Source organism: Sphingomonas sp. (assembly GCF_036388215.1).
In the GTDB taxonomy this organism is placed as follows: Bacteria; Pseudomonadota; Alphaproteobacteria; order Sphingomonadales; family Sphingomonadaceae; genus Sphingomonas.
In genome coordinates this window covers 20,668-38,745 of the sequence record NZ_DASVSH010000005.1, presented here as the reverse complement: position 1 = coordinate 38,745, position 18,078 = coordinate 20,668, and the positions used below count along the sequence as shown (strand labels likewise).

13 protein-coding genes are annotated in these 18,078 nt (G+C 65.3%); 5 read left to right on the top strand and 8 right to left on the bottom strand.

Annotation, left to right across the window (positions count from 1 at the left end):
* The first annotated feature begins 7 nt into the window (after positions 1-7).
* The 4 genes from VF617_RS02180 (at position 8) to VF617_RS02165 (ending at position 3,360) form a co-directional block, all read left to right on the top strand.
* Positions 8-493: a nuclear transport factor 2 family protein gene (locus VF617_RS02180; protein ID WP_331013220.1), complete on the top strand. Its 486-nt coding sequence runs from the start codon at positions 8-10 to the stop codon at positions 491-493.
* Positions 490-801, top strand: coding sequence for a DUF3088 family protein (locus VF617_RS02175; RefSeq protein WP_331013219.1), 312 nt, complete (start codon positions 490-492; stop codon positions 799-801). Before VF617_RS02180 ends, VF617_RS02175 begins: the two co-directional genes overlap by 4 nt.
* Positions 798-2,714: an acetyl/propionyl/methylcrotonyl-CoA carboxylase subunit alpha gene (locus VF617_RS02170; RefSeq protein WP_331013218.1), complete on the top strand. Its 1,917-nt coding sequence runs from the start codon at positions 798-800 to the stop codon at positions 2,712-2,714. The genes VF617_RS02175 and VF617_RS02170 overlap by 4 nt, the downstream gene beginning before the upstream one ends.
* A 193-nt stretch (positions 2,715-2,907) precedes the next feature.
* Positions 2,908-3,360, top strand: coding sequence for a MaoC family dehydratase (locus VF617_RS02165; RefSeq protein ID WP_331013217.1), 453 nt, complete (start codon positions 2,908-2,910; stop codon positions 3,358-3,360).
* Here the strand turns inward: VF617_RS02165 and VF617_RS02160 are convergent.
* From VF617_RS02160 to VF617_RS02125, 8 genes are all read right to left on the bottom strand, one after another.
* A complete protein-coding gene (locus VF617_RS02160) occupies positions 3,357-4,823 on the bottom strand; it encodes an NAD(P)/FAD-dependent oxidoreductase (RefSeq protein WP_331013216.1) in 1,467 nt (488 codons plus the stop codon). The two genes, VF617_RS02165 and VF617_RS02160, sit on opposite strands and share 4 nt — an antisense overlap.
* 55 nt (positions 4,824-4,878) lie before the next feature.
* Positions 4,879-9,114 carry a translocation/assembly module TamB domain-containing protein gene (locus VF617_RS02155; protein ID WP_331013215.1) on the bottom strand — a complete coding sequence of 1,412 codons (4,236 nt, stop codon included), beginning with the start codon at positions 9,112-9,114 and terminating at the stop codon, positions 4,879-4,881.
* Entirely contained in the window at positions 9,114-11,255 is a 2,142-nt protein-coding gene (locus VF617_RS02150; protein WP_331013214.1) for an autotransporter assembly complex protein TamA, read from the bottom strand. Before VF617_RS02150 ends, VF617_RS02155 begins: the two co-directional genes overlap by 1 nt.
* Positions 11,256-11,378: 123 nt before the next feature.
* On the bottom strand, positions 11,379-13,436 hold the full coding sequence (locus VF617_RS02145; RefSeq protein WP_331013213.1) for a malate synthase G: 2,058 nt from the start codon (positions 13,434-13,436) through the stop codon (positions 11,379-11,381).
* A 76-nt stretch (positions 13,437-13,512) separates the two neighbouring features.
* Positions 13,513-13,962, bottom strand: a complete 450-nt coding sequence (locus tag VF617_RS02140; RefSeq protein WP_331013212.1) for a MarR family winged helix-turn-helix transcriptional regulator — start codon at positions 13,960-13,962, stop codon at positions 13,513-13,515.
* A 440-nt stretch (positions 13,963-14,402) separates the two neighbouring features.
* On the bottom strand, positions 14,403-15,809 hold the full coding sequence (locus VF617_RS02135; protein WP_331013211.1) for a coniferyl aldehyde dehydrogenase: 1,407 nt from the start codon (positions 15,807-15,809) through the stop codon (positions 14,403-14,405).
* A gap of 8 nt (positions 15,810-15,817) precedes the next feature.
* On the bottom strand, positions 15,818-16,549 hold the full coding sequence (locus VF617_RS02130; protein ID WP_331013210.1) for an A24 family peptidase: 732 nt from the start codon (positions 16,547-16,549) through the stop codon (positions 15,818-15,820).
* Positions 16,542-16,802 carry a hypothetical protein gene (locus tag VF617_RS02125; protein ID WP_331013209.1) on the bottom strand — a complete coding sequence of 87 codons (261 nt, stop codon included), beginning with the start codon at positions 16,800-16,802 and terminating at the stop codon, positions 16,542-16,544. Before VF617_RS02125 ends, VF617_RS02130 begins: the two co-directional genes overlap by 8 nt.
* Positions 16,803-16,887: 85 nt before the next feature.
* Between VF617_RS02125 and VF617_RS02120 the strand changes: the two genes are divergently transcribed.
* On the top strand, positions 16,888-18,075 hold the full coding sequence (locus VF617_RS02120) for an acetyl-CoA C-acyltransferase (protein WP_331013208.1): 1,188 nt from the start codon (positions 16,888-16,890) through the stop codon (positions 18,073-18,075).
* Positions 18,076-18,078: the final 3 nt, after the last annotated feature.

Sequence of the window (18,078 nt, the reverse complement as noted above, 5' to 3'; positions counted from 1 at the left end):
GCAGTCCATGCGCCTCCTCCTCCTCGCCGCCGCTCTCCTCGCGCCCAGCGCCGCCGCCGCGCAGGTCAAGTCCGGGGACCGCCTCCCCCCCGCAAACCCTCTCCCGTACCAGGACCTCGATACCGTTGCCGTGCTTGCGCCCATCAATGCACTCTTCGCCGCGCTCGAAGCGGGCGATGCTGCGGCAATGCTGCGCGTGGTCTACCCCGATGGGCGCGTGACAGCTTCCGACGGCAGCACGGTCCGCCAGCACAGCTTCACCCAATTCGCCGAACGTGTGCGGCCCGAGAGCGCGTTTCAGGAGCGCATCTGGGATCCAGCTATCGACGTTGACGACAATATCGCAATGGTCTGGGCGCCGTTCGTCGTCCGCGTCGGCGGCAAGGTCGCGAATTGCGGGATCGACCATTTCGATCTCGTCCGCGAAAACGGCGCGTGGAAGGTCATGAACATCACCTTCTCGTCCCGCACCACCGGGTGCCCAGGTCAGTGAGCCAACGCGACCGCCTCTATCTGCTCGACCCCGAATTCGCAGATCCCGCGCTTCCGGGCAAGGTATTCTACTGCAAGGATTGCGCGACGGTGGAGGGCCTGCTCGCAGCGTTTCCGGAGCGAGCCGCCACACTCGATGTGGTCCGCGTCGCTTTCCCCCGACCGCGCACCCCGGTTATCGAGGCAATCGGCGAAGGAAACCAGAATTTGCCGTGCCTCGTCCTGGCCGAGGGTGGCTTCGTCAACGAGATCGAGGCGCTGCTCGCCGTGCTTCACACCCGTCACGGGTTTCCGGAACGCCATCCATGATTGAGTCGCTCCTCATCGCAAACCGCGGCGAGATCGCCTGCCGCATCATCCGCACCGCGCGGGCGATGGGCGTCCGTACTGTTGCAGTCTATTCTGACGCCGACGCCAACGCGCTGCACGTACGCCAGGCCGACCAAGCCGTGCATATCGGGCCCTCACCCGCGCGCGAATCCTACCTTGTCGGCGAGCGAGTAATCGCTGCAGCAAAATCATCCGGAGCCGCAGCAATTCACCCGGGCTATGGCTTCCTTTCGGAGAATGCGGACTTCGCACAAGCGGTGATCGACGCCGGCCTCATCTGGGTCGGCCCCAGTCCCGGCAGCATCCGGGCGATGGGGCTGAAGGATGCAGCAAAGGAGCGGATGATCGCCGCTGGCGTGCCGGTCACTCCAGGCTATCTCGGAGAGGATCAGTTGCCCGAACGCCTTCAGAAAGAAGCCGATGCCATCGGCTATCCGGTGCTGATCAAGGCAGTCGCGGGCGGCGGGGGCAAGGGAATGCGCCGCGTCGATGCTGCGCAGCAATTCGATGAAATGCTGCAGTCCTGCAAGCGCGAGGCAGCGTCCTCATTTGGCGACGACCGCGTGCTGATCGAGAAGTACATCCTCTCGCCGCGCCACATCGAAGTGCAGGTGTTCGGCGACACCCATGGCAACGTCGTCCACCTGTTCGAGCGCGACTGCTCGCTCCAGCGCCGCCACCAGAAAGTGATCGAGGAAGCCCCCGCCCCCGGCATGGACGAAACCACCCGCGAGACGATCTGTGCTGCGGCCTTGCGTGCAGCAAAGGCAGTCGATTATGTCGGCGCGGGCACGATCGAATTCATCGCCGACGCCAGCGAGGGCCTCCGCGCCGACCGCATCTGGTTCATGGAAATGAACACCCGGCTGCAAGTCGAGCACCCGGTGACCGAGGAGATCACCGGAGTCGATCTGGTCGAGTGGCAGCTGCGCGTGGCGAGCGGCGAGCCGATCCCGTTGCGGCAGGATGAGCTCGCGATAAACGGTTGGGCGATTGAGGCGCGGCTCTATGCGGAGGATCCATCAAACGGTTTTCTGCCGAGCGTTGGCCCGCTCACGCACTTCAACTTGCCCAGTTCATCTCAGCGCAACCCCAATCGAGTAGAAACCGGTGTGACTGAGGGCCAGTCGATCTCCGCCGATTACGACCCCATGATTGCCAAGCTCATTGTGCACCGCTCCAGCCGTTCCGAAGCACTCGACGCGCTCGCCCGAATTTGCGCCTTGGTCATTTGTTGGCCGGTGCGTACCAATTCTGCGTTCCTCACTCGCCTCCTGCGTAATGAAGCGGTACAATCGGCGCAACTGGATACCGGACTGATCGCAATGCGTGCCGCTACGGTGATCCCACCGGTCGAGGCAGCGCCCGAGTTGGTGGCCGGTGCTGCGCATGCGATACTGATGCGTGGTCGCCGCGACCCATACCTCTACGATGAAGAGGCACTGGCGCGGCGCCCCTTGTGGGACCAACCGAATGGATTTCGGTTAAATCGCGCGCCACGCCCGTTGTCTCTGCAATTGACCGACGGCTCAAGAAGCTATGAATCGGTCCCCGACGAAAATCGGACCTGGATAATCGATTCGCCCAATGGGGTGCTGGCAACGCTCGACGGCGACACGCGCATGTTCCGTATCGCTCGCACCGATGGCGCGGCCTCCGGAACCGCCACGGACGGCGCGATCCTCTCACCCATGCCCGGCCGCGTCACTGCAGTCGATGTAGCGGCGGGTGACACCGTCACCACGGGACAGCGCCTCGTCACGCTCGAAGCGATGAAGATGGAACACAGCCTTACCGCCCCGTTCGACGGCACCGTCGCCGAGCTCAATGCAGAGGCGGGCGCGCAGGTGACCGAGGGCGCGTTGCTAGTGCGGATCGAGAAGGCCGAGTGAGCGCCCATCCCGCTCGCCCTGACTTGTCGAAGGGCCTTGGGTGTCCGGCCGCGTGCAATGCTTCGACAGGCTCAGCATGAGCGGGGTTGGTATGCGCCTCTCACACCCGCTCACCCTGAGCTTGTCGAAGGGCGTGGCCCCGCTTCGACAGGCTCAGCCTGAGCGGATTTGATGAACGTAAGGGACTGAGCAAATGCCCGGAAAATATTACGACGAATGGCAGATCGGCGACCGGCTCGAGCACGATCTCCGCCGCACCGTCACCGAGACCGACAACCTCCTCTTCTCCACCCTCACCCACAACACCCAGCCGCTCCACATCGACGCGGAGGCCGCGCGCGCCAGCGAGTTCGGCCAGATCCTCGTCAACGGCACCTTCACGTTCAGCCTGATGGTCGGCATCACAGTAGGCGACACGACCGCGGGCACGCTGGTGGCCAATCTCGGCTACGACAAGCTGGTGATGCCCAAGCCCGTCTTCATCGGCGACACACTGCGCGCCTCCTCCGAAGTCATCGAGCTGCGCCCCAGCAAGTCGCGCCCCGGACAGGGCATCGTCACCTGGCGGCACCAGATGCACAACCAGCGCGGCGAGCTCGTCTGCGAGTGCCTGCGCTCGGCTTTGCTGCGCAGCAAAACGGCCTAGGCGGCCTTTGCGGGGCGCGGCTCGGGATTGGAAAACTCCATCTCCTGATCGATCCCACCGAACCTGAGCGCCATGATGTCCCGCGTATAATTCTGGTTGAGGCGCCACGGCTTGCGCGTCCCCTGGCGCGGCAGATCGCCGATCGCGCGCTGGACATAGCCCGAAGTGAAATCGAGGAACGGCATCGGCTCGACGGCCCCCTGGATCCGGGGCGTCACCTGCCGCATCCCGCGCTGTCGCATCGCATTGAGCAGCCGCGTCACATAGCGCCCGGTCAGATCCGATTTCAGCGTCCAGCTCGCATTGGTGTAGCCGAAGGACATCGCCATGTTGGGCACGTCGGAAAACATCATGCCCTTGTACATCGTCCGAGCGGACCAACTGACGGGCTTGCCGTCCACCAGGAAGGGCACATCGCTCATCAGCTGGATCTTGAGCCCCGTCGCGGTCACCACCAGATCGGCGGGCAAGTGCTTGCCCGAAGTCAGCACGATTCCGTCCGCTGTGAAATGGTCGATCGTATCGGTCGCCACATCCGCCTTGCCGCTGCGGATCGCCCCGAACAGATCGGCATCGGGCACCAGGCACAGCCGCTGGTCCCAGGGGTTGTATTTCGGTGTGAAGTGCGTGCCCACGTCATAGTCGGGGCCCAGCTCGTCGCGGACCATCCCGATCAGTCGCTCCTTGGTCTTTTCGGGCCGCTTGCGGATGATGTTGAACAGGAATTGCTGGCGCAGCACATTCTTCCAGCGCGTGATCGCATAGGCCGTCTTGGCCGGCAGCACGCGGCGCAGCCAATTGGCGATCCCGTCCTCCGAAGGCAGCGAGACGATATAGGTCGGCGAGCGCTGCAGCATCGTCACGTGCGCGGCCTGCTTCGCAAGTTCGGGCACTAACGTAACCGCCGTCGCGCCGCTGCCGATCACTACTACGCGCTTGCCGGCATAGTCGATGTCTGGTGTCCAGAACTGCGGGTGGACGATCCGGCCGCCGAAGTTCGCACTGCCGGCGAACTCGGGCGTAAAGCCTTCAGCGTAATTGTAGTAGCCGGTGCACATGAACAGGAAGCCGCACGTAAGGCGCACTTCCTCTCCGTCCCAGTCTACGGTCACCGTCCAGCGCGCATCCTCGCTGGACCATTCGGCGCGGCTCAATCGGTGCGAGTAGCGGATATGCTTGTCGATCCCGAATTCGCGCGCGGTCTCCTCCAGATAGTTCAGGATCGACGGGCCGTCCGCGATCGCCTTCGCCTCGGTCCACGGCTTGAACGAGAAGCCCAGCGTGTACATGTCGCTGTCCGATCGGATGCCGGGATAACGGAACAGATCCCAGGTCCCGCCCATCCGCTCGCGACCTTCGAGCACCAGATAGCTGCGGTCGGGCGAATAAGCCTGGAGATGATATGCCGCGCCCACGCCCGAAATCCCGGCGCCCACCACGATCACATCGAAATGCTCGGTCATGTCCCCTCCGCTCTCCAGCCTTGCTTACACAAGGGTAAGTAGCGGTTCCAGCCCCTCAATAATCCTTCGAATAGCGGACCGCGACGCTCGATCCGCCGAAGGAACCCGTTTGCGAAAGGACGCTCAGCGCCCGGGTGAGCGAGATTTCGAGCTGGGTGGCGGTGAAGCCCCGCGCGTCGGTGATGATCTCGATATAGATGTCGTTGGTGATGTATTTGCCCGCCGCCAAGGCGGTCCCGCGGCCGCTCGCGTCGTCGGCGCCCAGGATGCGAAGCCGATCGATTCCAGTGGCCGATTTGAGCTTGCCAAGCGGATTGAGGCCGCCGCCCGATCCACGCAGCGAATTGAGCGCGGCGGCAAGCTGGATCGCCTCGGTCGCCGAAAGATTGGTCACGTTGGTTCCGAAGAAGAGCCGAGACAGCACTTCCTCCTGCGGCAGGCTGGGCGAGGAAGTGAAGGCAATGCGGGGCATCTGGGCCGTGCCCGATACGTTGAGAATCGCGGTCACCCCCTCCGCAGTCGTACTCGCGGAGATATCGATCGTCGGATTGGACAGGCGCCCGCCCTGGAAGCGGATCGTGCCGCGGCTGATATCGAAGCGCCGGCTCGCAAAGCTGTATGTCCCGCGCACGATCTCCATCGATCCACGCACATCGGGGGCGGCGGAGGTACCGCCGACCAGAATATTGGCCCGCCATTCGGATTCCAGACCCATGCCGGTGACGAACAGTTCGTTCTGGGCGCGGATGCGCAGCGAGAGATCGAATATTCCGGCGAAACCGGTCTTTGGCGGCGGCATGGAACCATCCGCATTCATCTGGCTCTTGCGGCGAATGCCCGTCAGTTCGGCGACTTCGGCCGCGCCTTGGCGAATGATCTCGTAGCGCGCTTCTGGGATATCCAGCCGGCCCTCGATCTTGGCGACGCCGGGGCCCTTGGTCAGCGTGATCTTGCCCGTGGCAGTGGCGCCGAGCGACTCGCTGCGCGCTAGCCGCGCATTGTTGAGATCGGCGACAAGCATGATCGGGTAATCGGCGGCTTGCGACAGGCCGATCCTTCCCGTCGCGCTGACGGTGCCGTCACCTGCCGTCGCGGTCATGGAGTGCAGGATCAGCTCATCGTTCGAGAATTGGCCGTCGATCTTCAGGTTGGTCAGCCGTGTGCCGTAGGTCTCGTTTTCATAGACCAGGCTGTTCGCGCGGACGACGCCGTTCAGGCGCGGCTCACGCACGCGACCCGAGAAATCGGCGGCGATGCCGATCGGCCCGTCGAGCTGTTGATCCGCAAGTCCAGCCAGGGAGAAGGGCACTGCGGCGGGACCGTTATAGCGAATGCCGCCCGCCAGCGGCGCGGCAAGCATCCGTGTCGTCCATGGCCCCGCCTCGGGCCCAAGCGGACGCAGGGTAGCGATCACGCGGCCGATCGTCGCGCCACCACGCTTGATCAAGGCGCGCGCATCGCCGCCATCGGGCAGCAGCTTGCCGACAAAGCTGATATCGACCGGCGTGGAGACCATGGCGAGACCCGAGCGGGTGAAGTTCTTGAATTCGAGCCGGGCATCGGCGCTGGGGAATGCGCTGGGCGTGGGCTGGGCGAAATCGAGGCTGCCGCTCGCGGTGCCATCGATGCCGATCCCCGGCGCCAGTGCGTTGAGCAACGTCAGGTCGAGGCTATCGAGCCGCGCGCGCAGCACAATGCCATTGCCATAGCTGCCAGCCAGCCTGGCATGGCCCTTGTCGAAATCGATCCTGGTAGGCAGCAGCGTGTAGGTGCCGCGGCGGACCGTGATCTTCGCGGGTTCGACGGTCTTGAAATTGACACCGCTCGCCTGGCCTTGCAGCGCGACCAGCCATTGCTCGCGCGACATGCGCGCATTCGCGGCGATCCGGAACGGAACTCCCGACGATCCGGTGGCGAATGCCTGCGCAGTGCCGCCGCCGCCGCGATAATCGATCTTCACGCGCCCGAGCTTGACGGTCGTGGTCGCGCCATAGCGAAGGTTCGCCACCTGAGCATCGGCCACGATCTCGGGCGTGTCGGCAAGCACGATGCTGGCCGAAACCAATGCGCGGCCGATCGTCAGTCCGGCGTCTCCCGGAATCGTGGCGTTCAGCGCCCTGGCTTCGATATCGGCCCGCTGGAAACTGCCTTGCGCCGCAAGCACCGCGCTGCCGGTGACCCCCGATCCGCTGAAGTCGAGCCGCCCTGCAAACGGACCCGCGGGCACCTGGCGAAGCTGCCCGGTCACGTCCATTCCGGCGAACCGCGCGGTCTCGATGTCGATCGCCAGTTGCGCGCCGTTTCGCACCAGCACATTCGCACTGAACGGTCCGTAATCGGTGCCCCCCGTCGCTTGGACCGCATAGGCGTCTCCGCGGCCGCGTATCCGCGCCGTGAGATCGACCAGGCCTATGCCAAGTCCCGGGCGCGCCGCGCGCAGCAATATCTCGGGTGCATTGAGCGTGCCGGTGACCCGCGCGGTCAGCGGGCCATATAATGTGGAGACCGCATCCGCATCGATCAGGATCGGCCCCGCAGGATCGTAGCGGCCCGATCCGCGCGTGATCCGGAACTGCGGCGCTCGCATGCGCACGTCGCTGATCGAGACGATCCCGCGCGGATCAAGCGATAGCCGGGCAGAGGCGACGGCGTTGCCGCCAAGGAACTCACGCGCGCCATCGCTGAATATGCGCCGCGTTTCGCCGGCGATCTGGCCGCGGATGCCCCAGCCCCCGCCCGGCGCGGCGAACAGCTGGGCGTCGGTCCGGAGATTGACCACCCCCACGCCGTCGATCTGGTAATTGTTGATCCGGCCCTTGAGCGCCCCGGTGTAGCGCCCCGTGCTCATGTCGGCTGCGATGATGGCGGTAGCGTCGATCCGGTCGGAGCGGAGCTTGAGATTGTCCGAGAGAATCTGGCTTCCAGAAATCGCCAGGTCGCCGTTCACCGTGAGATTGGTAACCAGCCCGCCGGCAGTGGCGTTGAGTCCCGTAACGCGCGCGACCCTTGCGCGCACCGGAATCAGGATGCGATCGGCATTCACGCGCGCCCTGCCCTCGGCCTGGAATTGCTCCACCCCGGTCTCACCGAACGCGAGCGCCGCCGCCTGGATCTTGTAATCCACCACGGGGGAATTGAACGGACCATCCAGCGCCAGCCCGACCCGCACCGATCGCCCGCGCAAATTGGGCGCGATCGCGCCGGGAGTAAGCAGCATCGCATCGACGCGCACATTGCCGAAGCGGTTGGCCGCGAGATCGACCACGCCTGTCGCCTCTAGAGACATCGCCTTCGAGCGCAGCTTGAGGATGCCGTCGGCCGCTCGGTTGGCCCATTTGGCGTCGAGGTCGAGATCGAGCCGGGGGGCCGCGAGCCGCTCTACCGGACCCTTCATGTACAGCCCGGGATTGGTCGGCCCACGCACCTGAAAGCGCCCGTCGCGCGCAGTCACCGCCAGGTCGGCCAGATTTTGCCCGCCCAGCGTACTAAGTGCGCGACCTTGCCAGCTGGCCCAGTCACCCTTGCCATCCACGGTAAGCGCCAGCGGGGCCTCGAGCCCGGCAAGGCCCGCGATCAGGCCCCCTGCCGGGCCATCGATCTTAAGCCCGATATCGAGCCGGTTCCTGTCCGGCACTGCGTCGAGCCTCAGCACGAGCGTATCTCCGCCAGCCACGCCGGGACCCGCGACCGTCGTACCGTTGGCCAAAATTTGCGCACGTCCGCCGGCGATATGCGCGTTGCCCGATAGCCGCGCGATATGGCGCTGGCCGGTAACCGCCGGCGCGATGTCGATCCGCGCAATATCGAGCCGGGCGATATCGATGTTAATATTGGGCAGCAGTGGCGCATTCGGATCGGTCGAGGGCTTGAGCGCCGGCAACCGCGCCAGCTTGATCTCGGGGCTGGTCAGGCTGCGGATGTCCACATGATTGCGGACATAAGCGAACGGCCGCCAGTCGATTCGCATCTCCCGCGCCGTGGCGAACACGCCCTGCGGATCACGCATCTCGACTCCGCGAAGCACCATCGCGCCGTAAAGCGAGCCTTCGATGCGCTGGATGCGGAAATTCAGCCCCGAGGCGAGCGTGAAGCTATTGAGCTGCTTGACGACGAAATCGCGCCCGGGCTGCGTGTTGAGGCCCACAACCGCAGCCACGAGCAGGAGCGCCAGCGCGGCCAACCCCGCCGCCGCCCATATCAGCGCGCGGCGCCATAATGGCCGGCGCACAATGACGATATCAGACGCCCCTTCGGTCTCAGGCGCCCCTTCGGTCATCGGCTCGTCGGCCATCAGAAGGCCTGGCCGATGGAGATATACAAGGCGATCTTCGATTCCCCTTCCTTGCGGCCGATCGGAGTCGCCACATCGACTCGCAGCGGCCCGAAATTGGTGTAGAGCCGCGCGCCGATGCCCGCGCCGAAACGCATCCCTTTGCCCGTCGGATAGACGCCCTCATAAACCTGGCCCGCATCGATGAACGGCACGATCCCGTAATTGCCGAAACGATAGCGCGCCTCGATCGCGAATTCGTTGAAGCTGCGCCCGCCCACCGGGCGGCCATCCGGCGAGCGCGGCCCGAGCTCCTGATAGCCGAACCCGCGCACCGATCCGCCGCCGCCGCCATAATAGCGGCGCGAGGGTGGCAGATCGTCGCGCCCGATGCCCGGAATCGAGCCCACCCGTGCGCGCCCGGCGACGACGATGTTGTTCGAAACCGGTCGGTAATAAGTGCCCTCCAGCATCAGCCGTGCATAAGGGCGCACCGAACCGCGGACAGATGTTTCCGGGCTGACATTTGCCTTGATCCGATAGCCGTGCGTGGGATTGAGCAGATTGTCCGACCGGTCATACCCCACGAAGCCCGGCAGCGCGCCGATCAGATAGGTGCCGCGATCGCGCATGCCGGTGGCGAAATTGAAGCGATCCTCGTTCGACGCCACGAACTCCACGCCATAGAAATACGTCCAGCGCTTTTGCCACAGCGGCGTGGAATCGCGCGAGATGCGTCCGGATAGCGTGCCCGTGAATGATTCGAAGGCCGCGTAATCCGAGTGGTTCGCCGATGCGATCAGTTGGACGGTTCGATCGCGCTGCCCGGCGTTCGAGCGGCGGAAGGTCACCGAAAGCCCCTGTTCAAGCGTGCCGATAACGCCCGCCGCGATCAGTGCGCCTTCGGGCGGGAACAGGTTGCGGTGCGTCCAACTGCCTTCGATGCGCAGCCCCTGCCCCGTCGAATAGCCCGCCTCGCCCGCCAGCGTCCGCGGCGGCCCGGCGGTCTGCCGCACGAGCAGGTTGACCACTTCGGTGCCGTCCGGTCCGGGCTCGCCGGTCCGCACCGGCTCGACCGAGATCACCGAAAACAGGCTGGTCGCGATCAGCGCGTCGCGCAGATCGTCGGTCGCACGCACATCGTATAATGTGCCCGGCTTATAGCGGCGCAGCAGGCGCATATGGTCTGCGCCGAAAGCCTGCCGCCGCCCCTGCGTGACTATTTCGCCGAACACGGCGCGCGGCCCCAGCGAAACGGGGAGCGTATAATCCCCGGTATGGTTTTCCTCATCGAGCAGGATGTCGCGCTGGCCCAGCTTGATGAATGGGTATCCCTGTTGCGGCAGCTTCAGGCTGACATTCGCCTCCGCGCCCTGGACCCGATCGGCCTCGATCGGGTCGCCTGGATTGAGACTGAGTTCCTTTTCGAGCAGTCCCGCGGGCACGGTTGGGTCCGAGACGACCTGCACGGTCCCCAGCCGATACAACGCCCCGGGACTCGCGGTGACGGAGGCCTGGACGTTGCCCGAATTCCTGGGAACCTGCTCGACCGCCGAAAAAGCGGTCCCGTCATAATAGCCCAGCGACTGCATCAGCCGGATCGCGAGGCGCTCGTCCTCACGCGCGCGGGCCGCGACCATCGCGGCATTCGCCGCCTTGCCGTCGCCGTTTTCAAGCGACGACAGCGCCTTGAACCGATCAGCCAGTCCAATGGCTTCAAGGCCTTCGATCACGGTGTTGTAGCGGATCGTGACCGTCTTGGCGTCGTCCACCTTGATATCGGTGGCCGGCTCCACCTTGAATTCGGCGAGCGCAGAAAGAGGCCGGGCGAATTCGGGGTCCTCGGCCCCCGCGTCGGTGAAGGTCTCTTCGACCTGGGCGCGCACTTCGGCTGCTTGCTGACCCTGGCTCGGCGCTGGCCGGAAACCCTCTATCGGCTCCAAAGGCGCATTGATGTCGTCGCTCAGTTTCGGGATCGCAGCCTCGAACTCCTTGTCGGGCACGATCGCGCTGGTATCCTGGGGATCGACAGCGGGCTTGGGTGCGGACACGGGTGCGCCCTGACCCGGCGTCGGGTTCGCGATCTGCGCCCACGCGACGCCCGGCGCGAACGCCGTGCCCGTTATTGCGGCGAGCCAAACCGCCTTAACCCCTTTACGCACGCGATTCCTCCGGGGGCGGATTTCCGCCCTCACGCAAGCGTAACCATCCAGCGCGGCTTTAGGTCCGTGTCTTACTTGCAGGCTCCGGGAAAGCTGTTGTCGAGCGTTGGCGATGCTCCAAGCTTACGCAGCACCGCCGGCCGCGTCTACCGCGCGCGTCTTGGCATCCGCGCGGAAGGCGTGGAGCAGCGGCTCGGTATAGCCGTTGGGCTGGGCGGCTCCCTCGAAGATCAGCGCGCGCGCGGCGCGGTATGCCAGCCCGTCCGGATTGCCCGCCATCGGGCGGTACAGCGGGTCGCCGGCGTTCTGCGCATCGACCTTCGCCGCCATGCGCTGGAGCGCGGCATCCACATCGGCCTCGCTCGCAACGCCGTGCAGCAGCCAATTGGCCAGATGCTGGGAGGAGATGCGCAGCGTCGCGCGGTCTTCCATCAGCCCCACATCGTGCACATCAGGCACCTTCGAGCAGCCCACGCCCTGATCAATCCAGCGCACGACATAGCCCAGGATGCCCTGGACATTATTGTCGAGCTCCTGCGCGATTTCCTCCGCGCTCCAGTTGCGGCCGGTCGCGATAGGCACCGTGAGCAGCGGCGCAAGGCCGGGGATAGCCTCGCCCGCAATCTCCGCCTGCCGCGCGAACACCTCGATCTGGTGATAATGCATCGCATGCAGCGTCGCGGCGGTGGGCGATGGCACCCAGGCCGTGTTCGCTCCGCTCATCGGATGCGCGATCTTCTGTTCGAGCATGTCCGCCATCCGATCGGGCGCGGCCCACATGCCCTTGCCGATCTGCGCCTTGCCCGACAGGCCGTGCGCCAGCCCGATCCGCACGTTGCGGTCCTCATAAGCCTTGATCCACTCCGCGCTTTTGATCTCGCCCTTCGGAATGAACGGCCCCGCATGCATAGCGGTGTGGATTTCGTCGCCGGTTCGATCGAGGAAGCCGGTGTTGATGAAGGCGATCCGGTCCTTCACGGCATGGATGCACGCCGCCAGATTGGCCGAAGTCCGCCGCTCCTCGTCCATCACCCCCACCTTGATCGTGTGACGCTCCATCCCAAGCAGGTCCTCGACCGCGTCGAACAGGCGATTGGTGAACGCGCATTCGTCGGGCCCGTGCATCTTGGGCTTCACGATATAGACCGATCCCGTGCGGCTGTTTCGGTACTTTCCAAGCCCCCGCAGGTCATAAAGCGCAATCGTGCTGGTAATGATTGCGTCCAGAATGCCCTCCGGCGCTTCGCTCCCGTCCGCCAGCAATACCGCCGGCGTCGTCATCAGATGCCCTACATTGCGGATGAACAGCAGCGATCGGCCGGCGAGCCCATGCCGATCTGGATTCAGCCGGCGCGTGAGCGTCTTGCCGCCCTTGGCGAAGCTTTCCTCAAGGTCGCCCCGCATCAGCCCGAGCCAATTGGCGTAAGCCGCGACCTTGTCCTCGGCGTCGACCGCCGCGATCGAATCCTCCAGGTCGATGATGGCAGTGAGCGCAGCTTCGAGCATCACGTCCGCAATTCCCGCCGGATCGCTCCGCCCGATCGGGTGCGTACGATCGACCACCACTTCGATATGCAGCCCGTTATGCCGGTACAGCATCGGCGCGATTTGCTGTGCGGGATCGCGCAGCACCGGCTCGCCGCCAAGATCGGCCCAGCTTCCCTCGGCGAGCGGCACCGCCGAATCGAGAAACGCCCTGGCGAACGCGATCACTTGCGCTCCGCGCTCCTGATCATATCCTCCCCGCTTCGGCGCGCCCGGCAATGCGTCCGTGCCGTACAGCGCATCGTAGAGGCTCCCCCAGCGCGCATTGGCGGCGTTGAGCACGAAGCGCGCATTGAGCGCGGGCACGACGAGCTGCGGCCCCGCCATCCGCGCGATCTCGTCATCGACGTTCTGCGTGCCGATGGCGAACGATGCGGGCTCGGGCGCCAGATAGCCGATCTCGCGCAGCCACGCCTCATCGACCGGCTCGCCCGCCTGGTAGCGCGCATCGATCAGCGCCTGCAATGCGTCGCGCCGCGCCAGCAGCGCCCGGTTCTCGGCCGCGAACCGCGCGAAAATATCCGCCACGCCCGCCCAGAACCCCCCGGCCTCTATCCCGAGCCCGGGCAGCACGCGATCCTCGACGAAACGCGCAAGCGGCTCGGCGATGGTCAGCCCCGATCGTTCGATGGTCATGGAATTCTCCTCACAGGCACGAGTCACGATCGCCTGGGGAGGGCGCGCCGCGATTAGGCCAAGCGAGGGCCCGGGATCAACCCCGCGCGTCGATCGCTTCGACTTCGGCTTCGATCCGATACAGCATCGCCTTGAGCTGGGCACGCTCGGCCTGGCTGAACTTGGCGAATATCTTGCGCTCAAGCTCGAGCGCCTTGGGCGAAACCTGCTCGTACAGCGCCGAGCCCTCGGGCGTGAGCGTCAGCAGGTGCGAGCGCTGGTCCTCCGGATTGCTGGCGCGCGTGATCAATCCGCGCTCCGCCAGCGCGATCGCCGCGCGGCTGACCGTCACCTTGTCCATCCGCGTGCGTCCACACAAAGCCTGCTGGCTCATGTTGCCGCCCTCGGCCAGCACCGCGATCAGTCGCCATTCCGGGATGCGCAGACCAAAAAGCGTGCGATACGCGCTAGCCACGGCATCCGAGACCGCATTGGAGGCGATCGACAGCCGATACGGCAGGAAATCGTCGAGGCTCAGGTCCGACATGGGCTCACCGTGCTTGCGCTTGGACCCGCTTGCAAGCGCCGAACGGACGCGATTGCAAATACTGCAATGACACCGAGATCATTTCGCACTTGCAGCAAAGCACGTTGCAGTGCACAAAGACCGTGCCTTTCAGGCATCCTCTCCTAAAACTTCACGGCCGTCCTTCGGGGCGGCCTTTTTTTTGCGCGGCGGGCAAAGGGATAGCGAAGCTATCGCCAGCCTCAAGCCTCGCACGGCCTGCGGCGCCAAGAGCGCCGACCGAGGGCGTGGCTTTGCAGCGATGGGGCCTTCAATTCCCCTCCCTGCAAGGGAGGGGTTAGGGGTGGGTCGAGTGCTCGCGATACGGCACCGGTAGCAGTTAGGCTCCAGTATCCCCCAGACGCCACCCACCCCCAGCCCCTCCCTTGAGGGAGGGGAGTTAAACTGAGGGAGGGGAGCAATCATTTCATCTGCCGAGCCACCGCGGCGCGCGTTTTCTTCCCATAAGGCGGCTTGAGCCCCGCCAGCCCCGCCACGTCGATCCGTGGCTGCTTGTACACGCTCTTCGCATGGCTGAAGGTTCGATACCCCACTTCCCCGTGATAGGCGCCCATGCCCGAAGGCCCGACGCCGCCAAAGGGAAGTTCCTCCTGGCTGATATGGAAGATCACATCGTTGAGCGTCACGCCGCCCGAGATCGTGCGATCAAGCACGCGGCGGCGCTCGGCTTCGTCGCTGCCGAAATAATAGAGCCCCAGCGGCCGATCCCGGCGGTTCACCTCGCCGATCGCCGCGTCCACATCGCGATAGGTGCGCACCGGCAGGATCGGACCAAATATCTCCTCCTGCATCACGGTCATGTCGTCGGTAGGATTACGCACGATATGAAGCGGCATCTTGCGCGAGTTCGAAGTCGCGAAATTCTCGTTCGCGGGGTTCACCGTGATCACCTCTGCCCCGCGCGCGCGGGCATCGTCGATCCAGGTGGTCAGCCGCTGATAATGCCGGTCGTTGATGATCGCGGTGTAATCCGGATTGGAAAGCAAGGTCGGGTACATTGCGGAGGCCGCCCTGGTCAGGCCCGCGATCACTTCTTCTTCCTTGTCATGCGGCACCAGCATGTAATCGGGAGCGAGGCAGATCTGCCCGGCGTTCATCATCTTGCCGATGACGACGCGCTCGGTGGCCTGGGCAATATCGGCCGAGCGCCCGAGCAACACGGGTGACTTGCCGCCCAGCTCCAGCGTGACGGGGGTGAGATTGTCCGCCGCCGCATGCAGGATATGGCGGCCGATGCCGGTCGCACCGGTGAACAGCAGATGGTCGAAAGGCAGCTCGGCAAAGGCCTTGCCCACCTCCGGCCCGCCGCCGACGAAGGCCAGTTCCTCGGGCGCGAAATACTTGCCAGCCAGTTCCGCGAACAACGCCGCTACCATGGGCGTATATTCGCTGGTCTTGACCATCGCCCGGTTGCCCGCGGCGAACACGCCGGCAAGCGGGCTCATCACCAATTGCACCGGGAAATTCCACGGCGCGATGATCCCCACCACGCCCTTGGGCTGGTTCTCGATCCAGCCCCGCCCGCCGAGCAGCCCGAGCGGAAACAGGACCGGCTTGCGCTCCGGCTTCATCCAGCGCTTCACATGCTTGATCGCATGCTTCAGCGGCGCTACCGAGGCGGCGATATCGGTGAGCATCGATTGCTCGCGGCTGCGATGCCCGAAATCCTCGGAGAGCGCGTCGCACAGCCGCCCGGCATTGTCCGATACCATTGCGATGGCGCGCTTGAGCCGGTCACGACGCGCTTCGAGCGATACGGGAAGTTCCGCCATGAAGGCCGCGCGCTGGCGTACGAGAATATCCTGCATGCCCTCTCCTAAACCATTGCCAGCCAGATGACGAACGCGGCGGGCGCTAGCAATGCCCCGAACGCTAACCGGTCCGCCCCGCTCATCCTGTTCCCCGCTACCCGCAACGCCAGCACAGCCGCCAGCCCGATCCCGCACGCGATCAGCAAGACCAGCGGCAGCGCCTGCCATCCAAGCCAGCAGCCGATGGCGCCGAAGAACTTCGGATCGCCCCCGCCCAACCCCTCACGCCCGCGCATCCGGCGATATCCCGCCGCGACCAGCCATAAGGCAGCGAAACCCGCCAGGCCCCCGATCAACCGCTCTGCGAACGGCCCGAAGCCGATAGCCAGCCCGGCAACGGCCAGCGCACCCGTCAGCGAATTGGGCAGCCAGAAGGCGCGCAAGTCGAGCGCCGCCAGCGTCAGCAGCAGCCAGCCGAACACCGCGCCCGCCGCGCCCGTCCAGCCGGGAGCCGCGAATCCTGCCGCCAGCCCCATCGCCAGACCCAACACCTCGATGACAGGATGCGACGCCGCGATCGGCGCTGCGCAGCCCCTGCACTTCCCGCGCTGCGCGACATAGCTCAGCACCGGCACCAATTCCCCCGGCCCCAACACTCTCCCGCAAGCATCGCATTCCGAGCGCCCGCGAGCGACGCTACGCCCCTCCGGCCACCGGATCGCCACCGTCGCGATGAAGCTGCCGAGCAACAGCCCCAGCAGCCCAAGTCCCGCCGGCCAGACCCAGGCTTCAGCCATGCGCGCCCGGCGCGCGCTTGCGGATGAGGTAGCGATAGACGCCGAAGCAATTGATGCAGAACAGCACCATGTTCTGGGTCCACAGGGGCTCATCGCTGGAAAGCAGCGCGCCGGTGATCCAGGCGATGCTCGAAGCCACGAAAAGCGCGAATCCCCAGCCCGTCACGCGCCGCCCATTGTCGAGCGACACCATGAAGCAGGCGATGATCCCGCTGATCGAGGCGAACCATTTACAGATATCGACGAATGCCATTGCGGAGTTCCTGCGGGTTGGGCGGCGCTTTTGCAAACCACCGCGTGAATCACTAGATCGCGCCCAACACCCGAGAGGAACCTTTATGTCCCCCGACGACATCGTCATCGCATCCTATGCCCGCACGCCGATGGGCAGCTTCCAGGGCTGCCTGACCGACGCGACCGCCACCGATCTGGGCGCGGCGGCCGTCGGCGCGGCGGTCGAGCGCGCGGGCCTGAAGGGCGACGCGATCGAACGCATCTATATGGGCTGCGTCCTCCCCGCGGGCCTGGGCCAGGCCCCCGCGCGCCAGGCCGCGATCAAGGCGGGCCTGCCCACGCATATCGAAGCTACCACGCTCAACAAGATGTGTGGGAGCGGCATGCAAGCCGCGATCATGGCGGCCGAGGCGCTCGCCGCGGGCTCGGTCGACATGATCGTCGCTGGCGGCATGGAGAGCATGACCAATTCGCCCTACCTCTCGATGCGGCACCGCTCGGGCGCTCGGATCGGCCACGATGTGCTCAAGGATCACATGTATCTCGACGGCTTGGAGGACGCTTACGAGCCTGGCCGGCTGATGGGCAGCTTCGCCGAGGAGACCGCGCGGGAATATCAATTCACCCGCCAGGCGCAGGACGATTACGCCATCGCCAGCCTGGAGCGCGCGCAAAGGGCGCAGAAATCGGGCGCGTTCGATCGCGAGATCGTGCCGGTCGAGGTGACCGGCCGCAAGGGCGTCACCACCGTCAGTCTCGACGAGCAGCCCGCCAAGGGCGATGCATCGAAAATCCCCACGCTAAAGCCCGCTTTCTCGAAGGAGGGCACGATCACCGCCGCAAACGCCTCCTCGATCTCGGACGGTGCGGCGGCGATGGTCATGACGCGCCTGTCGGCGGCCGAAAAGCTTGGCCTCACCCCCGTCGCGCGCCTCGTCTCCCATGCCGGCCACGCCCACGCCCCGTCCCGCTTCACCACCGCGCCGGTATTCGCGATGCGCAAGGCGCTGGACAAGGCCGGCTGGCGGATCGGCGATGTCGACCTGTTCGAAGTCAACGAAGCCTTCGCCTGCGTCGCGATGATCGCGATGCACGATCTCGGCATCCCGCATGACAAGATCAATGTTCATGGCGGCGCCACTGCGCTCGGCCATCCCATCGGCGCCAGTGGCGCGCGCGTGATCGCGACCTTGCTCTCCGCGCTGGAAACCCGCGGCCAGAAGCGCGGCCTCGCCTCGCTCTGCATCGGCGGCGGCGAGGCTACCGCGGTGGCGGTGGAATTGCTGGACTAAGGC

Coding starts and splice junctions, on each gene's coding strand:
- VF617_RS02145 (WP_331013213.1), bottom strand. CDS start 13,436: ATGACCATCGAACGATCGGGGCTGACCATCGCCGAGCCGCTTGCGCGT.
- VF617_RS02135 (WP_331013211.1), bottom strand. CDS start 15,809: ATGCAGGATATTCTCGTACGCCAGCGCGCGGCCTTCATGGCGGAACTT.
- VF617_RS02130 (WP_331013210.1), bottom strand. CDS start 16,549: ATGGCTGAAGCCTGGGTCTGGCCGGCGGGACTTGGGCTGCTGGGGCTG.
- VF617_RS02155 (WP_331013215.1), bottom strand. CDS start 9,114: ATGGCCGACGAGCCGATGACCGAAGGGGCGCCTGAGACCGAAGGGGCG.
- VF617_RS02160 (WP_331013216.1), bottom strand. CDS start 4,823: ATGACCGAGCATTTCGATGTGATCGTGGTGGGCGCCGGGATTTCGGGC.
- VF617_RS02170 (WP_331013218.1), top strand. CDS start 798: ATGATTGAGTCGCTCCTCATCGCAAACCGCGGCGAGATCGCCTGCCGC.
- VF617_RS02140 (WP_331013212.1), bottom strand. CDS start 13,962: ATGTCGGACCTGAGCCTCGACGATTTCCTGCCGTATCGGCTGTCGATC.
- VF617_RS02125 (WP_331013209.1), bottom strand. CDS start 16,802: ATGGCATTCGTCGATATCTGTAAATGGTTCGCCTCGATCAGCGGGATC.
- VF617_RS02180 (WP_331013220.1), top strand. CDS start 8: ATGCGCCTCCTCCTCCTCGCCGCCGCTCTCCTCGCGCCCAGCGCCGCC.
- VF617_RS02165 (WP_331013217.1), top strand. CDS start 2,908: ATGCCCGGAAAATATTACGACGAATGGCAGATCGGCGACCGGCTCGAG.
- VF617_RS02120 (WP_331013208.1), top strand. CDS start 16,888: ATGTCCCCCGACGACATCGTCATCGCATCCTATGCCCGCACGCCGATG.